The sequence below is a fragment of the Sphingobacterium zeae genome (assembly GCF_030818895.1).
Classification (GTDB): domain Bacteria; phylum Bacteroidota; class Bacteroidia; order Sphingobacteriales; family Sphingobacteriaceae; genus Sphingobacterium; species Sphingobacterium zeae.
Map to the genome: position 1 here is coordinate 2,422,811 of NZ_JAUTBA010000001.1, position 21,422 is coordinate 2,444,232.

Annotated in this window: 19 protein-coding genes; 10 read left to right on the forward strand and 9 right to left on the reverse strand. The window is 39.5% G+C overall.

What is annotated here, in order from left to right:
• Positions 1-140: 140 nt before the first annotated feature.
• From dinB to QE382_RS10060, 7 genes are all read left to right on the forward strand, one after another.
• Entirely contained in the window at positions 141-1,238 is a 1,098-nt protein-coding gene (gene dinB / locus QE382_RS10030; RefSeq protein ID WP_307185766.1) for a DNA polymerase IV, read from the forward strand.
• 142 nt (positions 1,239-1,380) lie between these two features.
• Positions 1,381-3,507: a S9 family peptidase gene (locus QE382_RS10035; RefSeq protein ID WP_307185767.1), complete on the forward strand. Its 2,127-nt coding sequence runs from the start codon at positions 1,381-1,383 to the stop codon at positions 3,505-3,507.
• 208 nt (positions 3,508-3,715) lie between these two features.
• The gene (locus QE382_RS10040) at positions 3,716-4,522 is read left to right on the forward strand and encodes a beta-carotene 15,15'-monooxygenase (protein WP_307185768.1); all 807 of its coding nucleotides are present in this window, start codon (positions 3,716-3,718) and stop codon (positions 4,520-4,522) included.
• 15 nt (positions 4,523-4,537) lie between these two features.
• The gene (locus QE382_RS10045; protein ID WP_307185769.1) at positions 4,538-5,695 is read left to right on the forward strand and encodes a 1-deoxy-D-xylulose-5-phosphate reductoisomerase; all 1,158 of its coding nucleotides are present in this window, start codon (positions 4,538-4,540) and stop codon (positions 5,693-5,695) included.
• 15 nt (positions 5,696-5,710) lie between these two features.
• Positions 5,711-7,036: an RIP metalloprotease RseP gene (gene rseP / locus QE382_RS10050; protein ID WP_307185770.1), complete on the forward strand. Its 1,326-nt coding sequence runs from the start codon at positions 5,711-5,713 to the stop codon at positions 7,034-7,036.
• A gap of 247 nt (positions 7,037-7,283) precedes the next feature.
• Complete coding sequence (locus tag QE382_RS10055) at positions 7,284-7,487, forward strand: YwbE family protein (protein WP_307185771.1); 204 nt, start codon at positions 7,284-7,286, stop codon at positions 7,485-7,487.
• A gap of 242 nt (positions 7,488-7,729) precedes the next feature.
• Positions 7,730-8,101, forward strand: a complete 372-nt coding sequence (locus QE382_RS10060; protein WP_307185772.1) for a response regulator — start codon at positions 7,730-7,732, stop codon at positions 8,099-8,101.
• A gap of 36 nt (positions 8,102-8,137) precedes the next feature.
• On the opposite strand, the gene QE382_RS10065 is transcribed toward QE382_RS10060, so the two are convergent.
• The 9 genes from QE382_RS10065 to QE382_RS10105 form a co-directional block, all read right to left on the reverse strand.
• Positions 8,138-8,350 (reverse strand): DUF6965 family protein, encoded by a 213-nt coding sequence (locus tag QE382_RS10065; RefSeq protein ID WP_307185773.1) that lies wholly within the window; start codon positions 8,348-8,350, stop codon positions 8,138-8,140.
• 25 nt (positions 8,351-8,375) lie between these two features.
• Positions 8,376-8,687: a TolC family protein gene (locus QE382_RS10070; protein ID WP_307185774.1), complete on the reverse strand. Its 312-nt coding sequence runs from the start codon at positions 8,685-8,687 to the stop codon at positions 8,376-8,378.
• A complete protein-coding gene (locus QE382_RS10075) occupies positions 8,674-9,843 on the reverse strand; it encodes a TolC family protein (RefSeq protein WP_307185775.1) in 1,170 nt (389 codons plus the stop codon). Before QE382_RS10075 ends, QE382_RS10070 begins: the two co-directional genes overlap by 14 nt.
• A complete protein-coding gene (locus QE382_RS10080) occupies positions 9,843-12,995 on the reverse strand; it encodes an efflux RND transporter permease subunit (protein WP_307185776.1) in 3,153 nt (1,050 codons plus the stop codon). Before QE382_RS10080 ends, QE382_RS10075 begins: the two co-directional genes overlap by 1 nt.
• Positions 12,996-13,071: 76 nt before the next feature.
• Complete coding sequence (locus tag QE382_RS10085) at positions 13,072-14,235, reverse strand: efflux RND transporter periplasmic adaptor subunit (protein ID WP_293954938.1); 1,164 nt, start codon at positions 14,233-14,235, stop codon at positions 13,072-13,074.
• 242 nt (positions 14,236-14,477) lie between these two features.
• Positions 14,478-15,311 carry an AMP nucleosidase gene (locus QE382_RS10090; protein ID WP_293879326.1) on the reverse strand — a complete coding sequence of 278 codons (834 nt, stop codon included), beginning with the start codon at positions 15,309-15,311 and terminating at the stop codon, positions 14,478-14,480.
• A 121-nt stretch (positions 15,312-15,432) separates the two neighbouring features.
• Positions 15,433-16,683 (reverse strand): ATP-dependent Clp protease ATP-binding subunit ClpX, encoded by a 1,251-nt coding sequence (clpX, locus tag QE382_RS10095; RefSeq protein WP_293954940.1) that lies wholly within the window; start codon positions 16,681-16,683, stop codon positions 15,433-15,435.
• 2 nt (positions 16,684-16,685) lie between these two features.
• Positions 16,686-17,387: an ATP-dependent Clp endopeptidase proteolytic subunit ClpP gene (clpP, locus tag QE382_RS10100; RefSeq protein ID WP_209574482.1), complete on the reverse strand. Its 702-nt coding sequence runs from the start codon at positions 17,385-17,387 to the stop codon at positions 16,686-16,688.
• A gap of 170 nt (positions 17,388-17,557) precedes the next feature.
• Positions 17,558-18,019 carry a type I restriction enzyme HsdR N-terminal domain-containing protein gene (locus tag QE382_RS10105; RefSeq protein WP_307185777.1) on the reverse strand — a complete coding sequence of 154 codons (462 nt, stop codon included), beginning with the start codon at positions 18,017-18,019 and terminating at the stop codon, positions 17,558-17,560.
• Positions 18,020-18,282: 263 nt separating this feature from the next.
• Between QE382_RS10105 and holA the strand changes: the two genes are divergently transcribed.
• From holA to QE382_RS10120, 3 genes are all read left to right on the forward strand, one after another.
• The gene (holA, locus tag QE382_RS10110; RefSeq protein WP_307185778.1) at positions 18,283-19,290 is read left to right on the forward strand and encodes a DNA polymerase III subunit delta; all 1,008 of its coding nucleotides are present in this window, start codon (positions 18,283-18,285) and stop codon (positions 19,288-19,290) included.
• A gap of 203 nt (positions 19,291-19,493) precedes the next feature.
• The gene (locus QE382_RS10115; protein WP_307185779.1) at positions 19,494-20,111 is read left to right on the forward strand and encodes a TetR/AcrR family transcriptional regulator; all 618 of its coding nucleotides are present in this window, start codon (positions 19,494-19,496) and stop codon (positions 20,109-20,111) included.
• Positions 20,101-21,411 (forward strand): TolC family protein, encoded by a 1,311-nt coding sequence (locus QE382_RS10120; RefSeq protein ID WP_307185780.1) that lies wholly within the window; start codon positions 20,101-20,103, stop codon positions 21,409-21,411. Before QE382_RS10115 ends, QE382_RS10120 begins: the two co-directional genes overlap by 11 nt.
• Positions 21,412-21,422: the final 11 nt, after the last annotated feature.

A 21,422-nucleotide genomic window follows, 5' to 3' on the forward strand; every position in this document is an offset into this window, starting at 1 on the left:
CTAAAGATAAATAATGAACCGCATAAATGCTAGTGGTTTTTACTATAAGTCAATGAAAAAGGTGATTTGTTGGATGCTAATTCTATTAGTTTCTTTATCCTTCGTACGTGCTGTTATGCTAATTTTTGTAAATTTGTCCAATGGACTCAGACCAGATATATCGCAAGATCATTCATTTAGATATGGACGCATTCTATGCGTCTGTAGATCAGCGCGACTTTCCCGAATATCGGGGGAAGGCAATCGCTGTCGGCGGATCTCCAGATGGGAGAGGGGTGGTTGCGACAGCGAGCTATGAAGCAAGAAAATTTGGTGTCAAATCTGCTATGAGTTCAAGAAAGGCTCTGCAACTGTGCCCTCATATTATCTTCACTTATCCCCGTTTTGATGTGTATCGCCAGGTTTCGTATCAGATCAGGGAGATTTTTCTACGGTATACTGACTTAATTGAACCACTTTCCCTGGATGAAGCATATTTAGATGTTACAGTGGATAAACAGGGCATTGGTTCGGCAATCGATATTGCCAAAGCGATTAAAGGAGCTATTAAGGACGAACTGAACTTAACGGTGTCGGCTGGTGTGTCTGTCAATAAATTTGTAGCGAAAATTGCTTCAGATATGGATAAACCCAATGGTTTGACGTTTATCGGTCCTTCTAAAATTGTTAAGTTTATGGAGTCATTGCCTGTAGATAAATTTTTTGGCGTCGGGAAAGTGACTGCAAAGAAAATGCACGAACTGGGTCTTTTTACGGGGCTCGATTTAAAAAAACAGCGTGAGGATGATCTGGTCCGTTGGTTTGGAAAGACAGGTCACTTTTTTCACCGTATTGTCAGAGGTATCGATGACCGTCCAGTTGTTCCTAATCGCAGCAGTAAATCGATTGGTATTGAGGATACTTTTGAAGAGGATGTAGAAGCATTTGAAGAATTAAATAGCATTTTGCATCGACTCTGTCAACAGTTGTGGTTACGTATCGGCAAAAAGGAAGTTTCTGGACGAACGTTAACTTTAAAAGTTAAGTATGCGGATTTTGTTCAACTTACACGTAGCACGACCATAGAAAGTAGTTTCGACTCCGAAGACAAAATTTACGCCACTGCACATCGTTTGTTAAGCAAGGTTGAGCTGCTAAACAAGGTGCGGCTATTGGGAGTTTCAATATCCAACTTTGTGGAAGAAAATGATTTTCCAAAAGAAGGTATACAGCTAAACCTTTTTGAGCATCGTCTTTAATCAATAACCCGCACTATTTTTCAACTTTTGATAAGCTACAGGATATACCGCATGTGAATTAAGCTTGTTACAGGCAAAATCATCGTTATTTGTCACAATTCTTTATCTTAGCCCAAATAATAATAAACATATCCAAAAAGTAATGAATACGGTATCAAGAGTACTCTTAGGTGCGTCGATCGTTTTTTTTGTGCACGAGACTGGTGTTGCGCAGAAGAAATTGGATTTTGCGCAGTCCTGGGGGCAAAAGCAATCTTTGACAGTTCGCACCAATCAGTATCCGGGCTGGGCAGACGGGACAGCTTACCTGGAGAATGATGTAAACGATGGTCATTTGTATCAGGTCAACGTTAAATCAGGCAAAAGAAGTATTTATACAATTCCTGCTAAAGATGGAACAGTTGTCTACATCGATAGCAACGATATCTTCCTAAAAAGCAGTGATGGAGCCGTAAAAAAGCTGACCAATTCGCCTGATATTGCCGAACAGAACCCAACGTTGTCACCAGATGGTAAATACGTGGCTTTTACGCGCAAAAGTAATTTATACAGCGTGGATGTGGCGTCCGGAGAAGAGATGCAATATACACATGATGGTACTGACGTCATTTACAATGGTTGGTCATCTTGGGTGTATTACGAAGAGATTCTTGGGCGTCCGACAAAGTACAAAGCTTTTTGGTGGTCTCCAGATAGTCGTAAGATAGCATTTATGCGGTTCGATGATACAAAGGTTCCGATGTTTCCGATTTATTCGTCCAAAGGCCAGCATGGTTACCTGGAGGAGACAAGATATCCCAAAGCCGGTGACCCAAATCCGGAAGTGAAGGTAGGAATCGTTCACCTCGAAGGGGGCAACGTTACCTGGGCTGATTTCAACGAGAAAGACGATCAGTATTTTGGCCAGCCTTATTGGGCCTTTGATAGTAAAAATGTGATGGTACAGTGGATGAACCGGGATCAGAACAATTTGAAGTTTTATCAAGTGGATCCGAATTCAGGTTCGAAAAAAGAAATCTATGATGAGCGTCAGGCTTCATGGATCAATTTGGATCACGATGAGCGTATCACGTATCTGGCGGACAACAAATATTATATCCTAAAATCGGATAAGACAGGCTGGGCGCATTATTACCTCTATAAATTGGATGGAACATTGGTTAATCCAATTACTTCCGGCGAATGGCAGGTAACGGAATTAAAACGGATTGATGAAAAAAATAAGGTGATCTATTTTACCGCACGTAAAGAAAACTCAGCGCGTTTTGATTTGTACCGCGTGGATTATTCGGGTAAAAATCTCAAACGTCTGACGTTCGGTGAATACTCGCACGATGTGAATGTCTCGCCTGACGGCAAGTATTTTATTACTAAATACTCCAATGTGAGTACACCCGATCGGTTCGCTTTGTTGGATAATCAAGGTAAGGTCGTACGTCAGCTAGCGGATAGTAAAGCTGCTGATTTTGCCTCGTATACCTACGGTAAAACCGAATATTTACATCTTAAATCGGATGACGGATTGTTCGATCTTCCCCTAACAATAACTTATCCGACAAATTTTGATAAATCAAAAGTTTACCCGGTTGTTTTCAGTATTTACGGTGGGCCTGACGCGGGAACGGTAAAAGATACCTGGAAAGGAACGGCCAATCAGTACTGGGCCAATGAAGGAATTATTCAAGTCTCTGCAGATCACCGGGCATCTGGTCATTTTGGTAAACAAGGTGTTGCTTATATGCACCGCAATCTTGGTCACTGGGAAATTATTGATTATTCGACAATTGTTAAATGGTTAAAATCGCAACCTTGGGTCGCTAAAAACAAAGTACTTATCACCGGGCATAGCTATGGTGGCTATATGACTTGTTTGGCGATGACGAAGGCGGCTGATGTATTTGATTTTGGTATTGCTGGCGCACCGGTTACCTCTTGGGGTCTCTATGATAGTCATTACACGGAAAGATGGATGGATACACCACAGGACAATCCTGAAGGCTATAAAACCGGATCTGTATTGACTTATGCTAATCATTATAAAGGTGTGCTGCGCATTATGCATGGCGATATGGACGACAATGTACATCTGCAGAATACAATCCAGCTGGTCGATAAATTGACTGATCGAAATGTTCCTTTCGAATTGATGATTTATCCTGGAAGCCGTCATGGATTTGACCGATCGAAAAGTAAATATGATTTTAATGAACGTGCGCGTTTTTACTATCAATATTTACTGGAAAAGCCACTTCCAAAAGAGTTTAAATAACTCTAAGTAAGGCAGAAATAAAGTATCCCCTATCAGTCCGATAGGGGATTTTTATTTTTTGGAGTATTTTCATTCATTCACGCTGCCAAATATGCTCTATCGGGTTCTTCTTTATGTTAAATATCACAAAAAAGTGATTTTTCTGTGTGTGTAAATTGTTGAAAATTAAAAAATATGGCATCTTTGTATAAGTTTATTTAAAGATCAAATGATTCAATTCCTAAAGGAAAGTACTTTTGCCGTTAATGAGGTTTTTAATAAGTCATTGGAGTTGCTGAAAAAGCATTATTTTTCGGTTGCCGGGCTTTGTTTTCTGTTATTTGTGACTTCTGGACTCTCCAATTATCTCGCAACATCGATTAGTGATTTCAATGTAGTGTTGAGTGGTTTTATGGCGTTTTTTTTCATGGTGATGTATTTCGGATTGAATATGACTTTGTTTAAGTATATTTTGAGTCTGATTGATGGAAATCATGATAAGAAGCTGATTCAATGTATTCCAAGTTCAAAGGAACTCGTTTACTTTTTCGGAGCTATGCTCAGTATTATGGTACTTTCAATAATGCTCTTAATGCTATTGGGGGCAGTTTCTTTACCTTTCCTTTATTTGTTTGAAAACGGTGAAAATCGTGTGGAGCTGATGAGCAAGTTTACGATGTTTGTTGTTTTTGTGGCAGCTATATTAACTTTTCTCCTAATTATAAGAGTGGCATTTTATCCGTTCTTCATTATAGATAAACACGCGGGGACTTTCAAATCTTTGCGTTTTAGTTTTGCACTGACAAAGGGTAACGTGTTCAAACTGTTGTTGATTTTGGCTGTGTTTGCTTTCTTTCAGTTGCTGCAGATGTATTTTAATTTTTTAGAATATTACATAATTTTTATTATTTTGAACCTCGTGAGTTCTTTTTTGGTTGTACCTTTAGCTTGCATTGTCGTTTCGGTAGCTTATCGTTCGATGATGGCCGACTACCATGGTGGAGAGGATCCAAAGATTTTAAAAAATATATTTTAATTAATAGCAAAGGTTTTGAGTAAAAAAGGAATTGCCATTTTAGGGGCAACGGGAAGTATAGGCACACAAGCCTTGGATGTTATAAGAGCCTTTCCTAATCAATTTGAAGCAGTCGTTTTGACATGTGGTAGCAATGCAGCATTGTTAATTCAACAGGCTTTGGAGTTTAAGCCCAAAGCAGTTGTTGTAACGGATTCCCTTCAATATAGTTATGTCCAGGACGCCCTAAAAGGGCATAATATCGCTGTTCTTTTGGGTGAAGTGGGGTTGGTTGAAGTGGTTCAATATGAGGGTGTTGATGTTGTTTTGAATGCGATTGTTGGATCTGCTGGATTAAAACCTACTGTGAAAGCGATTCAATCCAAAAAGGATATCGCTTTGGCTAACAAGGAAACGCTGGTTGTCGCTGGTGAGCTGATTATGGCTTTGGTGCATGAACATGGCGTTCGAATGCTGCCTGTGGATTCAGAGCATTCGGCAATTTTTCAGTGTTTGACCGGAGAGGAGCATAATCCGATAGAGAAAATCTACATTACCGCTTCTGGGGGGCCTTTTAGGGGAAAAAGTAGACCGGAGCTTCGCTATGTTACCAAGGCTCAAGCTTTGAAGCATCCCAACTGGTCTATGGGAGCCAAAATCACGATTGATTCCGCTTCTTTGATGAATAAAGGCTTAGAAGTCATTGAAGCAAAATGGCTTTTCAACCTGTCCATAGATCAAGTCGATGTCATTGTGCATCCTCAGTCGATTGTGCATTCCCTGGTCCAGTTTCAAGACGGTTCTATGAAAGCACAAATGGGGGTGCCTGATATGAAATTGCCGATCCAATATGCGTTGACATATCCAGGACGTTTCGAAAATAATTTTGAGCGTTTTAATTTCATGGACTATCCAACCCTCAGTTTCGAAAAAGCAGATATGGAAACCTTCAGAAATCTGGCTCTTGCTTATGAAAGTTTGCGGGCTGGTGGCAATAGAAGCTGCGTATTGAATGCCGCCAATGAAGTCGTTGTAGATGCGTTCTTGAAAGATCGAGTTGGTTTTCTGGAGATGAGTGATGTTATTGAACAGACATTGGATCAAGTAGAATTTATTGCCGCGCCTACGTTGGATGATTATCTGGAGACGGATCGCGTAGCAAGATTAATAACAAAGGAAATAATCAAAGATTAAATTTAAAAAGCATACATGGGTGTTTTAATTATGGTCGGACAAGTGATTTTAGGCTTGTCAATTTTAATTGTTCTACATGAGTTAGGACATTTCTTAGCAGCGCGTGCATTTGGTATCAAGGTAGAAAAGTTTTATTTGTTCTTTGATGCTTGGGGAGTGAAATTGTTTAAATTCAATTATAAAGGATGTGAATATGGTATTGGCTGGTTACCGTTAGGTGGTTATGTCAAAATTGCTGGGATGATCGATGAGTCGATGGATACGGAGCAATTAAAAGGTGAGCCACAACCTTGGGAATTTCGGTCAAAACCAGCTTGGCAACGTTTGATTGTTATGTTGGGCGGTATTATTGTCAATATTGTTGTCGGTGTTGTTGTTTTTTGGATGCTGACTTTTAAAATGGGCAATACAGATATCAAAATGGACCAGCTGGTAAACGGTATTGTGCCGGGGTCTATTGGTGAATCTATTGGTTTGAAAGCCGGTGATAAGGTGGTCGCTATTGATGGTCACCGCGTAGAGAACTACTCCGAACTGATTAGTTCCAAAGTCTTGATGGGCGGCGTTACCCTCGCCGTTGAACGTGGTGGTGTGACTGAAGATGTCAAAGTTCCAGCCGATTTATTAAATACACTATCTGACAAAAAAGGAGAGAAGTTTATAGAGCCACGTGTTAAAACAACAAGTGTTGCTGAGGTTTCTACGGGATCGGTGGCTAGTAAAATGGGTTTTGTGAAAGGCGACAGCATTATCGCTGTAAACGGTACGCAGGTTCCGTTCTTTGACCAATTTAAGGCACAAATAAAAGCAAATATAAATAAAACTGTTGCTATTAAAGTGCTGCGTAATGGAAAGGAAGTTTCACTGCAAGGGAACGTTCCTGCTGATGCTATGCTGGGAATAGGTATTAACCGTGATTATTCCATCAAGTCCTTTACAACGCAATATACTTTGACAGAGGCATTTCCAATTGGTGCAAAAAAGGCTTTTACAGTTATTACCGATAATGCCAAAGGATTTGGCAAAATTTTTAAAGGCGAAGTGCGTGCTGATAAAGCCTTATCGGGTCCTATTGGTATCGCAACTTTGTTTGGTACGGAGGTGGATTGGATCCGTTTCTGGTCTTTGGTCGGAATGTTGTCGATGGCATTGGCATTTATGAACCTATTGCCTATTCCAGCTCTGGATGGTGGGCACGTATTATTCTTATTAATTGAAATGATACAAGGTAAGCCATTGAGTGAAAAATTCTTGGAAAAGGCGCAGATGGTAGGTTTCTTTATTCTTTTGGCTTTGATGGTCTTTATATTCGGAAACGATATATTTAAGCTGTTTAAATAGCTCAAACGATCGTCAGCATAGCCTGACCGCATGTATCTCATAAAGTAAAGGGGGCTAAATTCAAAGCCCCCTTTACTTTATGAGATCGGTACGCTTAGGGGAAAAGGCTTCGCGGTCTATAATGCTAGCTTAATTATCCTTTCATATGTATTCACCGTGAGTATTTGAGCATTTAGGATGAAGATTTTTACTACAATAAATTCTCTTTTTATATTGCATTTGAAAAACAATTTTTCTAAGTTTGGTTATGGATGGAAGAAATAGAGCAGATGTAAAACCTGGTATGTTGGTGAATATCATCTTAAAAAAAGATCAACGTACTGGAAATTTTACGGAGGGAATTGTGAAGGATTTGTTGACCTCATCCTCTTATCATTCGAGAGGAATTAAAGTGAGGTTGACAGACGGCCAAATAGGAAGAGTGGCCGAAATTATCGAAGATGATTTTTAGTAGGTGTTCTACTGATTTTCCGTTCTTTTTTATTTAATCTTTTCTCGTACTATCGACAGATGCGTTGCCTATGGTTTTCTTTTTGAATAAAACACATGTAAAGCTTGTCGAGTCATTAATAGTGGATATTTTGAAATAAAACTTGTAAAACAACATTATTAATAACTTTTCGCTATATCATTTATTTTATTACATATTTATATAATATTGTTTTCATAATTACTATATGACGTTTTTTTCAAATGGATACCAAAAGTAAATGTACGATTGTCTATGCCGATGATGCGTTGATTCATCATATACTGATGCGTGCTATGGCTCAATCCCATTTATTGAATTTGGTTTATTGTGCTTCAAATGGTATGGACTTAATCGATTACCTCCATGAAAACGGACATAAACTTCCTCAAATATGTATATTGGACTTACATATGCCCGTGCTAAACGGAATAGAAACGGCAAAAATTATGAAAGAAAAGTTTCCTTCCGTCAGAATATTTGGTCTAACATCAAGCAGTGATGAAGATGAACGTATGAAAATGCGGGAAGCTGGTGCAGAAGATATTTTTTCGAAGGAGCAGATGCCTTTATTAATGAAGCAACTTGCTTCTTGAATATAAAAAGAAACTAAAGAAAAAGCCTAACACCTGTTAGGCTTTTTCTTTAGTTTCTAAAGCATCCTTGAATTTTAGCAGTCTAATCCAAGACGGACATTTACTTAAATCTTTTTTCCATAAGCTTACATGGATAAAACTTGTGCTTAAGAAGCGTTGAACGTCGAAGACTTGCATATCCTGCTGTATTTCTAGCGTATCAGGCAGGTCTTTAGATTTAAAATATTCTTGTAATTCCTCTGGAGTCATACAACAAAAGTAAAGTTTTAAATCTTTATCTCCAACCTCCGCCAAGCGCGCGGTAAAGATCTACAAATGCATCCAAATGCTGCTGTCTTAACTCCACAAGATCGAGATCACTATTTAATGCATTGCTTTGCGCTGTAATGACCTCTAGGTAAGTGGCATATCCGCTTTTGAAGAGTAGATTGGCATTTTTGACCGCAAGTTGCGCATTATCCACTCTTTCTTTTGCCAAAGATAATTGTTCACGCTGTTTGTCTACTGTGACAACTGCATTAGAGACTTCGGCTACTGCCTCCACAACCTTTTGCTGCAACTGAATTTCAGCCTTATCTCGTTCCAATTTGGCTACTTTCGTACTGTGTTTTTAATGTTCTGTTTTTGAAAATAGGTGTCGTTAAATTTCCAGTTATTCCCCCAAGTAATGCCCCAGGAATATGAAACCAATTTTTTGGAAGCATGCTATTAACCCCTAGTACGCCACCGATAGTTAAGGATGGATAACGCATGGCTTGTTGGATATTAACATTCGCATTGGCAGCCATCAATTGGAGCTCAGACGATCGAATATCAGGCCTATTGCGAAGAATTTCTAATGGAGAACCGAGGGAGATGTCTTTGCTCTCGGCGAAGAGATGCTCGTAAGAGGTACCTCTTTTGATACTGTCTGGTAATTTTCCGGTGAGCGTCTGAAGTGCATTTTCCTGAATGACAATTTCTTTTTCCAGTTCGGGTACAAGGGATGCTGCCAAGAGGCGCTGCGATTGTGTTTGTTGGATCGCCAAAGCGGTGATTTCACCAGCTTCATATTGTAACCTGATCATACGGAGCGTACTGTCGTTTAATTGCACGTTACGTTTAGCGACTTCTATTTTAGCATCAAGCATCAGCAGATTGAAATAGCCTTTTGCTACCGAAGTTATGATGGAGGTCTGTACAGCGTTTTTTGCTTCCTCGGTATCCAAATATTCGGCCAGTAGCTGCTCTTGTTTGCTTCCTATCTTCTTCCAGATATCTATTTCCCAGCTAAAGTTAATGTCTGAGCCAAACATTGACTGATAGACGAACATATCTTGCGGTGCTTTTTCACCTTTTTGATCATAGTATTTGGTCAGTGGGCCGCTGCCAAAATCCTGCGATCGCCAAGTCCGGTTTCCATTGGCAATCGTTGCATTTATACTCGGTAGATAATTTGCCTTATTTTGGGCTAATAGCCGGTTTGAAATCTGCAGATTTAGTAAGGCGGTCCTCATCTCAAAATTGTTTGACAACGCAGAATCAATTAATAACTTCAACGTCGGATCATGGAAGAAAGATTTCCAATGAATTAGTCCCATACTTGAGGTGTCTCCGAAGAGGTCCAGTGTATCGCCACGAAAATTTTCAGGAAGTTTTACTTTGGGCTGCACATAATCTTTTCCTACTTTACAAGCATTCATCATTCCTAATATGCCTATGATTATACCGACTCCCAAAATGTATTTTTTTATGTTTTTCATTATTCTTCCTCTTGTTTAGCTAATTTATCATGTAGTTTTTCATCCAAGCTTTTAAATACGACAAATAATACCGGGATGATGAAGATACCAAACGCTACGCCAAATAGCATACCGCCGGCGGCGCTGAAACTGATGGAGTGATTCCCGATGGCTGATGGCCCTACAGTCCACATCAGTGGTACTAGACCGGCTACAAATGCCAAACTTGTCATCAAGATAGGCCTTAATCTAAGCTTGGATCCATTGATGGCCGCTTCGACAATACTCTTACCATTTTTGCGCTCCTGGACTGCGAATTCTACAATTAGAATTGCATTTTTGGCCAAAAGACCTATAAGCATGATGAGTCCTACCTGAACATAAATATTGTTTTGAAGTCCTACCAGGTTGATGACAGCGAAAACGCCAATCAATCCTACCGGTATCGACAAAAGTACTGCCCACGGAAGGATATAGCTTTCATATTGAGCCGAAAGCAGGAAGTATACAAAAAGAATACTAAGTGCAAAAATCAGCACAGTCTGGGATCCAGATTGGCTCTCTTCGTAACTCATGCCCGTCCATTCAAATCCATAATTCCCAGGAAGATTGCTATCGGCCATTTTTTGGATAGCCTGCATAGCGTCATCTGTACTGTAACCGTCGGCTGTGGTGATATTTACAGCGATAGCATTGTACAGATTATAACGGGTTATGGTTTCGGGCCCCACCGTCTTTTCTAAGGTCAGGAGGGTATTTATAGGAACCATTTCACCTTTGCTATTCCTTACAAAAATTGAATTGAAGGATTCGGGATCTTTACGGAAATCAAAATCCGATTGAACATAAACGCGATACTGGCGGCCAAATCGATTGAAATCACTCGCTTGTACACGAGCAAAGTAAGATCTGATGGTGGACATAAGATCTTTGATATCGACGCCCAGGGATTTAGCTTTCACAGCATCAATATTGACTTCATACTGCGGAAAGTTTGATTTGAAGCTTGTGTAGGCGCTTCGTATCTCTGGTAAGGTATTTAATTGGTTGATAAATGTGTCGGCAATGGTGTTAAAGTCTCTGATATCGCCACCCATCCGATCTTGAAGAACCATTTCAATGCCGGCAAAATCCCCAAAACCCTGCACAGTAGGGCGAGGGAACACTGTAAACGTGGCTTCATTAATCTGGGATAGATCTTTTCTGATGGTATCCATAAAGGCATTGATATTCTGGATATGCTCACGCTTGGCGTGTGGTTTTAGGGTAATGTAACCAGCAGCAAATGCCGGACTTGAACTGCCATCTAGGGCATTAAAACCGGAAACTGTCGTCATTCCATTGATATCCTCTCTTTTCTTTAGAATACTATCGGCACGGTGAAGTACCTCTGTCGTCCGGCTCAATGAGGCACCAGGAGGGAGGGCGATATTGTATGTAATAAAACCGTCGTCCTCGGTCGGAATGAAACTTTTAGGTGTTTTGATCATAAAAAATGCGCCGAGTGCAGTAATCAAAACTAAACCTGTCCAAGCTATTTTTTTGTTCTTGATAAGGACTGTTACCACGGCAACATACCGTAAAGTAAGTCTATCAAAAGACGTGTTGAACGCCTTAAAGAAGCGATTTTTAAACTGATTTATCTTGCTGGTTTTTTGATCGTTGTGATGTTGTGGCGTTTTAAGCAGGAGTGCACATAGTGCAGGGCTTAAGGTCAATGCATTGAGTGCTGAAATCAGAATTGCCGTTGCCAACGTGTAAGCAAACTGTCGATAAAAGATTCCAGCCGGCCCCTCCATAAAGCCAACGGGCAAAAATACGGCGGCCATGACCATCGTTATTGACAGAATGGCACCTGTAATTTCGGACATCGTCGACAATGTCGCAGCTCGGGCTTTTAATCCTGTGCTGTGCATTTTTTCGTGGATCGCCTCAACGACAACGATTGCATCATCCACCACAATTCCAATGGCTAATACCAAGGCAAACATGGTTAGGACATTCAGTGAAAATCCAAAGAGTTGCAGAAAAAAGAACGTTCCTACCAGCGATACCGGGATTGCAATAGCTGGAATCAAGGTAGACCTAAAATCTTGTAAGAAAATAAATACAATAACAAATACGAGGATAAAGGCTTCAAAAAGTGTGTGTTCGACTTGATTGATCGATTCGTCGATCTGGTCCCTTACCGAGTATGTCACTTCGTAGTGTATGCCTTTTGGAAATGTTTTTAATTGTTCTTCGAGTACTTTTCTGACGGCAATATCGATATCATGAGCGTTAGAACCACTAGTCTGTGTTAGATTGAGGGTTAGACCCGGATGTCCATTTACCTTATTATCGCTACTTAGATTGGTCGCTCCGAATTCTATTCTTGCGACATCCTTTAGATAGAGTACTGATCCATCATCGTTGGTCTTTATTACAATATTTTGGAATTCCTCCGGTGTGGTGAAGCGCCCTTTATGGCGGATCACCGTCTCAAAGGCTTCGTCTGAGGTCTCTCCAAATTTACCAGGGGCGATCTCAAAGTTCTGATCTTTTATTGCGTCAGTGACATCCTGTGGAACCAAGTTGTAAAGGGCGAGCTTTTCGGGATTTAACCAAAGTCTCATGGCGTAATCCCTAGCCCCTAGGCGGGACACTTGAGCTACTCCATCTACGCGCAGTAAGGGTCGCATCAGGTTAATCTGTGCAAATGCCTGTAGAAAAGTTTCGTCATAGGCGCTATCTTGATGATCGGAGTATAAGTTGATTGTCATGATGACACCGGTTTGCCTTGGCATGACCGTGATACCCGCTTCATTTACTTCCGCGGGAATGGAGCTAATGGCTTTGGAAATCCGAGTCTGTACATTAACTGACGCAATGTCTGGATTGGTTCCTGTTTTGAAATATACAGACACACTTCCAGAGCCTGAGTTGGAAGCAGAGGATTTGATGTAAGTCATATCCTCTACACCATTGATGGCTTCTTCGATAGGTAATAAAACACTTTTCGCCACTGTTTCAGCATTCGCTCCAGGATAACTGAGTGAAACAAGCACGCTGGGTGGGGCAATTTCTGGAAAGCGCGATACAGGCAGCAATTTTAGGCCTACTAAGCCTAAAATAACCAAGATAATGGAAACCACCGTGGCCAATACGGGCCTATTTATAAATGTTTTAAGCATATATATAGAATTTTAAACATGCTACTTTCAGCGTAAAGTTTCACGGGTACAAGTAGCATGTAAAAACGATCAATAATTATTTCTGTAAAATTGGGGTTACCGGTGAACCGTCGGTCAATTTGTCAAAGCCGCTAGTAATAACACGATCGTTTTCATTTAAACCTGAATCGACGATGTAGTTGTTTTTACTTTTGCCCGAAAGTTGGATATTTCGTTTCTGTGCCTTATTGTTTTGGTCCAATATATAGACAAAGGTTTTATCTTGCAATTCGTTTACAGCAATCTGAGGTATTTGGAGAACACCTTTCTTAATTTCAGCGATTTTAAGTGTACCGCTGCTTCCAGATCGGAGAATGTTATCATGATTTTGAAAGGTGGCGCGTAAGGAGATTGCTCCCGTGGTACGGTTGATCTGGCCATTGACCGCATCAACTATTCCCTTTTTCGCATATTCTTCACCATCAGCGAGAACTAAAGTCACCTCGGGAAATACAAGTTTTTGATTTTGGTTGTATTTCTTACCCTCTATGCTATCTTTTTTTGCCTGTGCTTTTGAAAAATACAGAAAATCAGATTCATTCATAGAAAAATAAACATACACTTCCTGAATATCGGAAAGATAGGTGAGAGGTTCTTTATCGCCCTTTGATACCAAATTCCCGATACGCTTTGGGATCCGGCCAATGTATCCGCTTACGGGTGCCGTTATAACCGTAAAGTCTTTACTGATCTGCGCTGAGCGTACGGCCGCGATAGCTTGGTCAAGTGTTGCCTTGGCAACTTGATAATCTGACTTGGCAGAAGAAAGTCTGACATCGGAAATAACATCATTTTGAACAAGCGGTTTCAATCGGTCTACTTCAAGTTGTGCATTTTTAAGTTTGGCTTTAGCGACCTGTTCTGTAGCGACCATGTTATTGAGGTTTTCCTGATAGGTGGAAGGATCAACTTTAAATAGCTTTTGGCCTTTTTGTACAAAGGAGCCTTCATCAACATAAATTTCCTGAAGTAGTCCCTCAACTTGGGGGCGAACTTCTACATTTACCTTACCTTCAATTGTCCCCAAATAATCTTTGATAGTAATTGCATCTGATTTTTTTACGGTATAAACCGGTAAAGCTACGCTTTTTTCTTTGCTTTTATTTTCTTTTGAAGAACTTGAAGAACAACTTACCTGAGTGGCTAAGGCTGAACAAATCAATAGAGATACGTTGAAAATAGATAATGTTTTTTTCTTCACAATGATTGATTAATTTTTACGATATATGTGTGTGTAATATGAATATTACAATATAAACGTCAAATAGTTTAATTATTGTGAAGATTAACATTTGTTAACATCTCCAATTGGAGATAGTAATTCTTGAATTATTAATCAATATTAATGATTAATAGTTTCACCTGTTTGATAATGAGGTTTTTAGGGAAGGGATACATCATATTTTCCCTCGGAGGAAAATATGATGTTATTAAGATGGATACTTAAAATTTTAGGTGCTTTACGGTCAGCCCGTTATTAATAAGTTGTTTTAAAGCGTCAATTCCTATGCTAATATGCGCTTCTACATATTTCGCTGTAACGGTTACGTCGCTGACAGATGTTTTAACTCCTTCCGGAACCATTGGTTGATCCGAAACGAGCAGTAAAGCACCGGTAGGAATTTTGTTGGCAAAACCGACACTGAATATCGTTGCGGTTTCCATATCAACGCACATCGCGCGGATTGATTTCAAATATTTTTTAAAGGCCTTATCGTGTTCCCAGACTCGTCTATTTGTAGTGTATACCGTTCCTGTCCAGTAATCCCGTTGATGATCCCTTATCGTAGTTGATATAGCCTTTTGCATAGCGAAGGCAGGCAGGGAGGGGACTTCGGGTGGGAAATAATCATTCGATGTTCCTTCGCCACGGATAGCAGCAATCGGTAAAATCAATTCACCCACTGGAATCTTTTTCTTGATCCCACCGGTTTTACCCAGAAATAGTACTGCTTTTGGCGCAATAGCCGATAATAAATCCATAATGGTTGCGGCCATAGGGCTTCCCATACCAAAGTTGATGATAGTGATTCCGCCAGCAGTGACCGATTGCATCGGCTTATCTTCACCGTAAATGGGCGCATTATCATGCATTTCGGAAAACAGCTGTATATATTTAGAAAAGTTTGTCAAAAGGATGTATTCTCCAAACTCTTCTAAAGGTCTTCCCGTATACCTCGGAAGCCAATTGTTTACAATTTCTTCTTTACTTTTTAAACCTGGTGTTATCGGACTATTTACGGTACTTTTGGCACTTTTCTTTTTTGTCATAGTCATTGTATTTAGTTTTTCGAATCTATTATATTCCTATAAACACTCCATTATGGGTATGTTATTATTGTAATATAAGATTTTTAGTTCTTTAAAAAAAAATCCCGTTCAGCTGAACGGGATTTTTTTAAGCGACTTTAAGCTTTTTCAAATCGGACTTCTCGAATTTTTTCTTCGCGTATTCCAGGGTGATTTCCAAAGCTTTTTGTCCCGTCTGCTCTTTTGTTGATGGAATCTCAAACATCGCATCCAGCATAATGGCTTCACAGATACTGCGTAAACCCCTAGCTCCGAGTTTGAACTCATCTGCTTTATCGACAATAAAGGTATAAACATCAGGATCAAATTTTAGTTCGATACCTTCATATTCGAACAACTTCTTATACTGCTTTACCAATGCATTTTTGGGTTCAGTCAAAATGCTTAGTAAAGTTTCTTTATCCAACGGATTCAGATAAGTCAATACCGGTAGACGCCCTATTAACTCTGGAATCAAACCAAAGTTCTTTAAGTCTTGAGGAGTAATATATTTGTATAAGTTATTCAAATCAATTTCCTCTTCGTCTTCATTCATTTTATAACCTACAGTCTGTGTACGTAAGCGGTTTGCAATTTTCTTTTGGATACCATCAAATGCACCGCCACAGATAAAGAGTATATTACTAGTATTTACCGCGATCATTTTTTGATCAGGATGCTTCCGACCACCTTGAGGTGGAACGTTGACCACTGTACCTTCTAGAATCTTCAACAAAGCCTGTTGTACACCTTCACCTGATACATCTCTAGTAATAGAAGGATTATCGCTTTTACGCGCAATTTTATCTATTTCATCGATATAGATGATTCCGCGCTCTGCCGACGCTACATCGTAATCTGCTGCTTGAAGTAAGCGTGTCAAAATACTTTCTACATCTTCGCCAACATAACCTGCCTCTGTCAGCACTGTCGCATCTACAATACAAAATGGTACGTTTAATATCTTAGCAACTGTCTTTGCTAACAATGTTTTACCCGTACCTGTTTCTCCAACGATAATTAGATTCGATTTTTCGATCTCAATTTCGTCTTTATCCACTTTCTGATTTAAACGTTTATAGTGATTATAAACTGCTACCGAAATTACTTTTTTTGCATCATCCTGACCGATCACATATTGATCCAAGTGAGTTTTGATCTCAAAAGGGCGGATCAACTTTAATGCAGTCTGTAATGTTTTGCTTTTTCGTTGTTTTAATTCTTCTGCTAAGATTTCGCCTGCCTGCTGGATGCATCTATCACAGATATGTGCACCGTTGCCTGCAATGAGCATCTGAGCTTCATTTTTGCTTATCCCACAAAACGAACAATGAATGTCTCTATCGTTATTCTTTGCCATTGTTATTTAATATTCTCCTTCTTAGGAAGTAAAATCTCATCAATCATACCGAATTCTTTCGCCTCATTGGCTTTCATCCAGTAATCCCGATCAGAAGATTTTTCTACCCATTCGTAAGTTTGTCCAGAATGATCTGAAATAATGGTGTATAATTCTTCTTTTAATTTCATCATTTCACGTAAGTTGATTTCCATATCGGCTGCGACGCCTTGAGCGCCACCAGAAGGTTGGTGAATCATAACACGTGAATGACGTAACGCTGCGCGTTTCCCTTTCGCACCAGCAACCAAAAGCACAGCTCCCATCGAAGCAGCAATACCGGTACAGATTGTTGCTACATCTGGCGTGATATATTGCATGGTATCATAAATTCCCAGCCCAGCATACACACTCCCGCCTGGAGAATTAATGTAGATCTGGATATCACGTTGTGCATCGGTTGACTGTAAAAACAAAAGTTGTGCCTGAATAATGTTGGCAACCTGATCATCAATGCCGCTGCCTAAAAATATGATGCGATCCATCATCAAACGTGAGAATACATCCATCTGTGCAACGTTCAATTGACGCTCTTCAACAATGTATGGTGTAAGATTTGTCGGAATGCTTGTCTCTGTGCGAGCAATGAAGCTGTCAACGTGTTGACTTCCAATACGGTGATGCTTTACTGCATATTTTCTGAATTCGTTTTTATCTATATTCATCTTTTTATTTTTTTCTGTTCTGTAGGACTAATATAAAACTATATTTTATAAATCAAATAAATTGAAAAGATGTTTTACATCTACTTTACATTTTTTTTGTGGGCTCGACTCACCGCCTGGCGATTAAGGTATAGACTACCTCCCTTTTTATGTGTTTCATGCATAGCTCCTTAGCCAAGTTCGTTATAGCTGGGGAGGTCTTCTAAAAATTCATAGGATTCAGTCTTAAAATTAATTTTACAATAGTAATGATTTATGCCATTGCTCACTACTAAGTAGGGGATGCGATGAACGGTGTTATAATTTGCAATTTGCTCAAACACTTGTTGAGTAATTTTTATATGCGGTGCCTTAAATTCGGCCAAAACGATCTTATGTCCATTGCTGTTGTAAATTAACAGATCACTTCTTTTCTGAAGGTTATTTAATTTTAATCCGCCTTCGATATTCATCAGTGATTTGGGGTAATTTTTATTGAGTGACAGATAGTTTATCCAATGCTGCCTAACCCACTCTTCTGGAGTTAAGACCAGATTCTTTTTTCTGAGCTCATCAAAAATGTAAATCGCATTGTTTTTTTTGGATATTTTAGCTTTAAATGGAGGTAAGTTCAGTGGAGTGGGTGAAAACATGAACAAATGTACTAAAATTTTGGTAATACTAATAAATTGCCTAGTTCGGAAATATGCTGTTTTTTTTATAAACTCTGTCTTTCTACGGCAAAGAGGTAAACCAACCGCGCTAGTTTGCCAGCTGCATTTTCTCGCCTTTAAAGCAGTCAATTACTGCAAAGCTAAGTAATGAACAGAGATATAAAAGTATAACTTTGGGAAGTTCCGGTTTGATTTGCTATTAAAATTGTAATTTTGCTTCTCATGCACGCGCGTTTTTACATATGAACATACATCCGATCTTATCCGATATCAAAAATAGGGTTTTTAATCCCGTATATCTATTGCAAGGGGAGGAAAGCTATTTTATCGACACCATTGCTGAAGCGCTTGAAGCGACGGTATTGACCGACGCCCAAAAGGGCTTTGACCAATCCATTTTTTATGGAAAGGATGTTGATATGTCTACAATAGTCAATTCGGCTAAACGATATCCTATGATGAGCGATAATCAGGTTATCATTATTAAAGAGGCGCAAGAGTTAAAATGGAAGTCCGATACCGAGGAGCTGTTGACCAACTACCTGGAGCATCTTACGCCAACGACTATTCTTGTTTTTTGCTATAAACATGGCAAATTTGATAAGCGTAAAAAAATTTACAAAGTCTTCGAGAAAGCAGGATTGGTGATTGATGCTGCTAAACTTTATGATGATAAGGTAGCGCCCTGGATCGGATCCTACATGAAAGACGCTGGTTGGCGTATTCATCCCCAGGCTAGCGTACTGATTGCAGATTATCTCGGTAATGACTTGTCCAAAATATCCAATGAACTGGATAAGCTTATGCTCAATGTTCCCAAAAATCAGGAAGTGAGTACGGATGACGTCGAACGTAATATTGGTATTTCTAAAGATTATAACGTGTTTGAATTAAATACTGCATTAGCAAAACGGAATGCCTTAAAAGCGTATCAGATTGTCGACTATTTTGTGGCAAATCCCAAAAATAATCCTTTGGTTATGGTCATCGGTCAAGTGGCGACCTACTTTACTAAAATTCTAAAATATCATTATCTTATTGATAAGACCGTCGCCGCAAAAGAATTAGGTGTCCATCCATTCTTTTTGAAAGAATATGAACTTGCGGCAAGAAATTACAACCGTAGAAAAACGTTCGACGTGCTCAATGTTCTAAAAGAGACTGACTTAAAATCGAAAGGTGTTAATGTTCCAAGCAACTTTAATAGCGCAGAGATTCTCAAAGAGATGATCTATCGGATACTCAATTAAGTAGCCAAACCGAGTATTAAATAAACAAACAGACTTGCTCAGCTCTAAGACACCCATTAAGGTGTCTTTTTTTTACATAAATTTAATAATTAAACATTTGTTTAAATTAAACGTTTGTTTAACTTTGTCCCGCATTTAATAGCACTGCGATTCGTTTCGTTGCTTAAGATGCGATTGTATCTTTAAAGAGGTAGTTGTTTATAATGGAATTTAACGAAAAACAGATTGATATACTGCTAGCAGCAGAGCGTCTTTTTGCAACAAAAGGGTTTGATGGAACTTCCGTTCGTGATATCGCCAATGAAGCGAATGTCAATGTGGCGATGATCAACTATTATTTTGGTTCTAAAGACAAGCTATTGGATACTTTCTTTGAATGGCGTGTTCCCGATTTCATGATCAATGTGGATGAACTTGCGGGTATTGATCATGCGTTGGATAAAATTGATGCGATGGTGGATCGATCAATTAAATCGATGAACTCTCACCGAAAGCTATATCACATTATTACCATCGAAAGTTCACTAAAGCAACGGATGCTTATATCTGAGGCTTTTAGGAAACTCAAATTACACAATTTAGAAGTGATCTCTTCCGTCATCAATGATGGGGTTGCTCAGGGGGTATTTAAAGCGGGGTATGATCCAATTTTGATTCACTCGATGATGATGGGAACTTTTATGAATTTCCAGATGAACCATAGCTTTTTACAGGATCAGTTGCATATCAATAATGATAAAGATTACGCACATTATATAGAAACAACTTTGACAGAATTTATACAGAAAACAATTAAAGCTTTATTGACATATGAAAAATAAGTTGGCCAATTTAAGTGCTTTATTACTTCTAAGTCCCATGGGTTTGTTGGCACAAGACAATAAGCATATGACTTTGGAAGAGATAATTCACTTGGCCGCAAATCAAAGCGTGGAAGCGAAGTCCGCTGATACCAAGATATTCGGAAGGCAGCTCGAAGTCGAAACTGCCAAATCAAAGCAACTTCCCGACGCAAAATTGGGTGGACAATACATGGCCATGACTACTCCAAATGTGAATTTAAAGTTGGCATTGGGTGAGGGAGGTGCTACTCCGGATATTGCAGCAAATCAATTGTGGTTAGGACAGGCTTCGGTAAGCCTGCCAATCTATACCGGTGGCAGAATTAAGGGCGGCATTGATATTGCAAAGGATGTATTGAAAGCTGAGGAATACAATGCTGTAGCGAGCAAAGAACAATTGGCTATACGTGCAGTAAATCTTTATTTGAGTCTTTATAAGGCTCAGCAAACAAATTTGTTGATTGCTGAAAATATCAAGCAGTCGGAGCAACGTGTTTCGGATTTTAAAGCAATGTTGGATAATGGTTTGATCGCACGTAATGACTTATTAAAAGCAGAACTGCAGCTTTCAAACTATCAGGTTTCGCTTCAGGAAGCACAGAAAAATATCAAGGTGCTGAATTATCAATTGGCTAACTTCTTGAAAATTGATGAAGATACCCAACTGGATCAGATCAATTTGGGCGAAGTCACAGGTGTGGATTTGGGCTTAAAAGCATCATATGATGCAGCAAAAACCTCGCGCTCAGATCTAAAATCGATGGAATCGCAACGTTTGGTTGCTGAAGATCAGCTGAAAGTCACAAAAGCGGCTGCCATGCCAACTGTTGCTGCAACTGCTGGATACAATGCTTTTGGTCTTCAAAAGGTGGTTACCGTGACGAATGCTGCCATGGTTGGCATCGGCGTTTCTTACGATATCGGTTCGCTTTACAAAAATAAAAGAGAAGTGAATGTGGCAAAAAACCGTATCAAGGAAATTGATGAGCATATTGAATTATTAAATGACAAGGTAAAAGTGCAGGTTCAACAGGCCAATGAAAACTATATGCTGGCACAAAAGCAGGATGTGGTCTATCATCAGGCGGTGGATCAGGCTGTTGAAAATTATCGGATCACCAAAGATAAGTACGATAATGGTATCGCAGATACCGACGACTTGTTGACCGCAGACGTACAGCAGCTGCAAAGCAAGATCAATCTGGCAATCAGCAAAGCAAACACCATTGAAAAATATTACGACCTGCTGTTAGCAAATGGGTCTTTAAACATTAAATAGCAATTAATCTA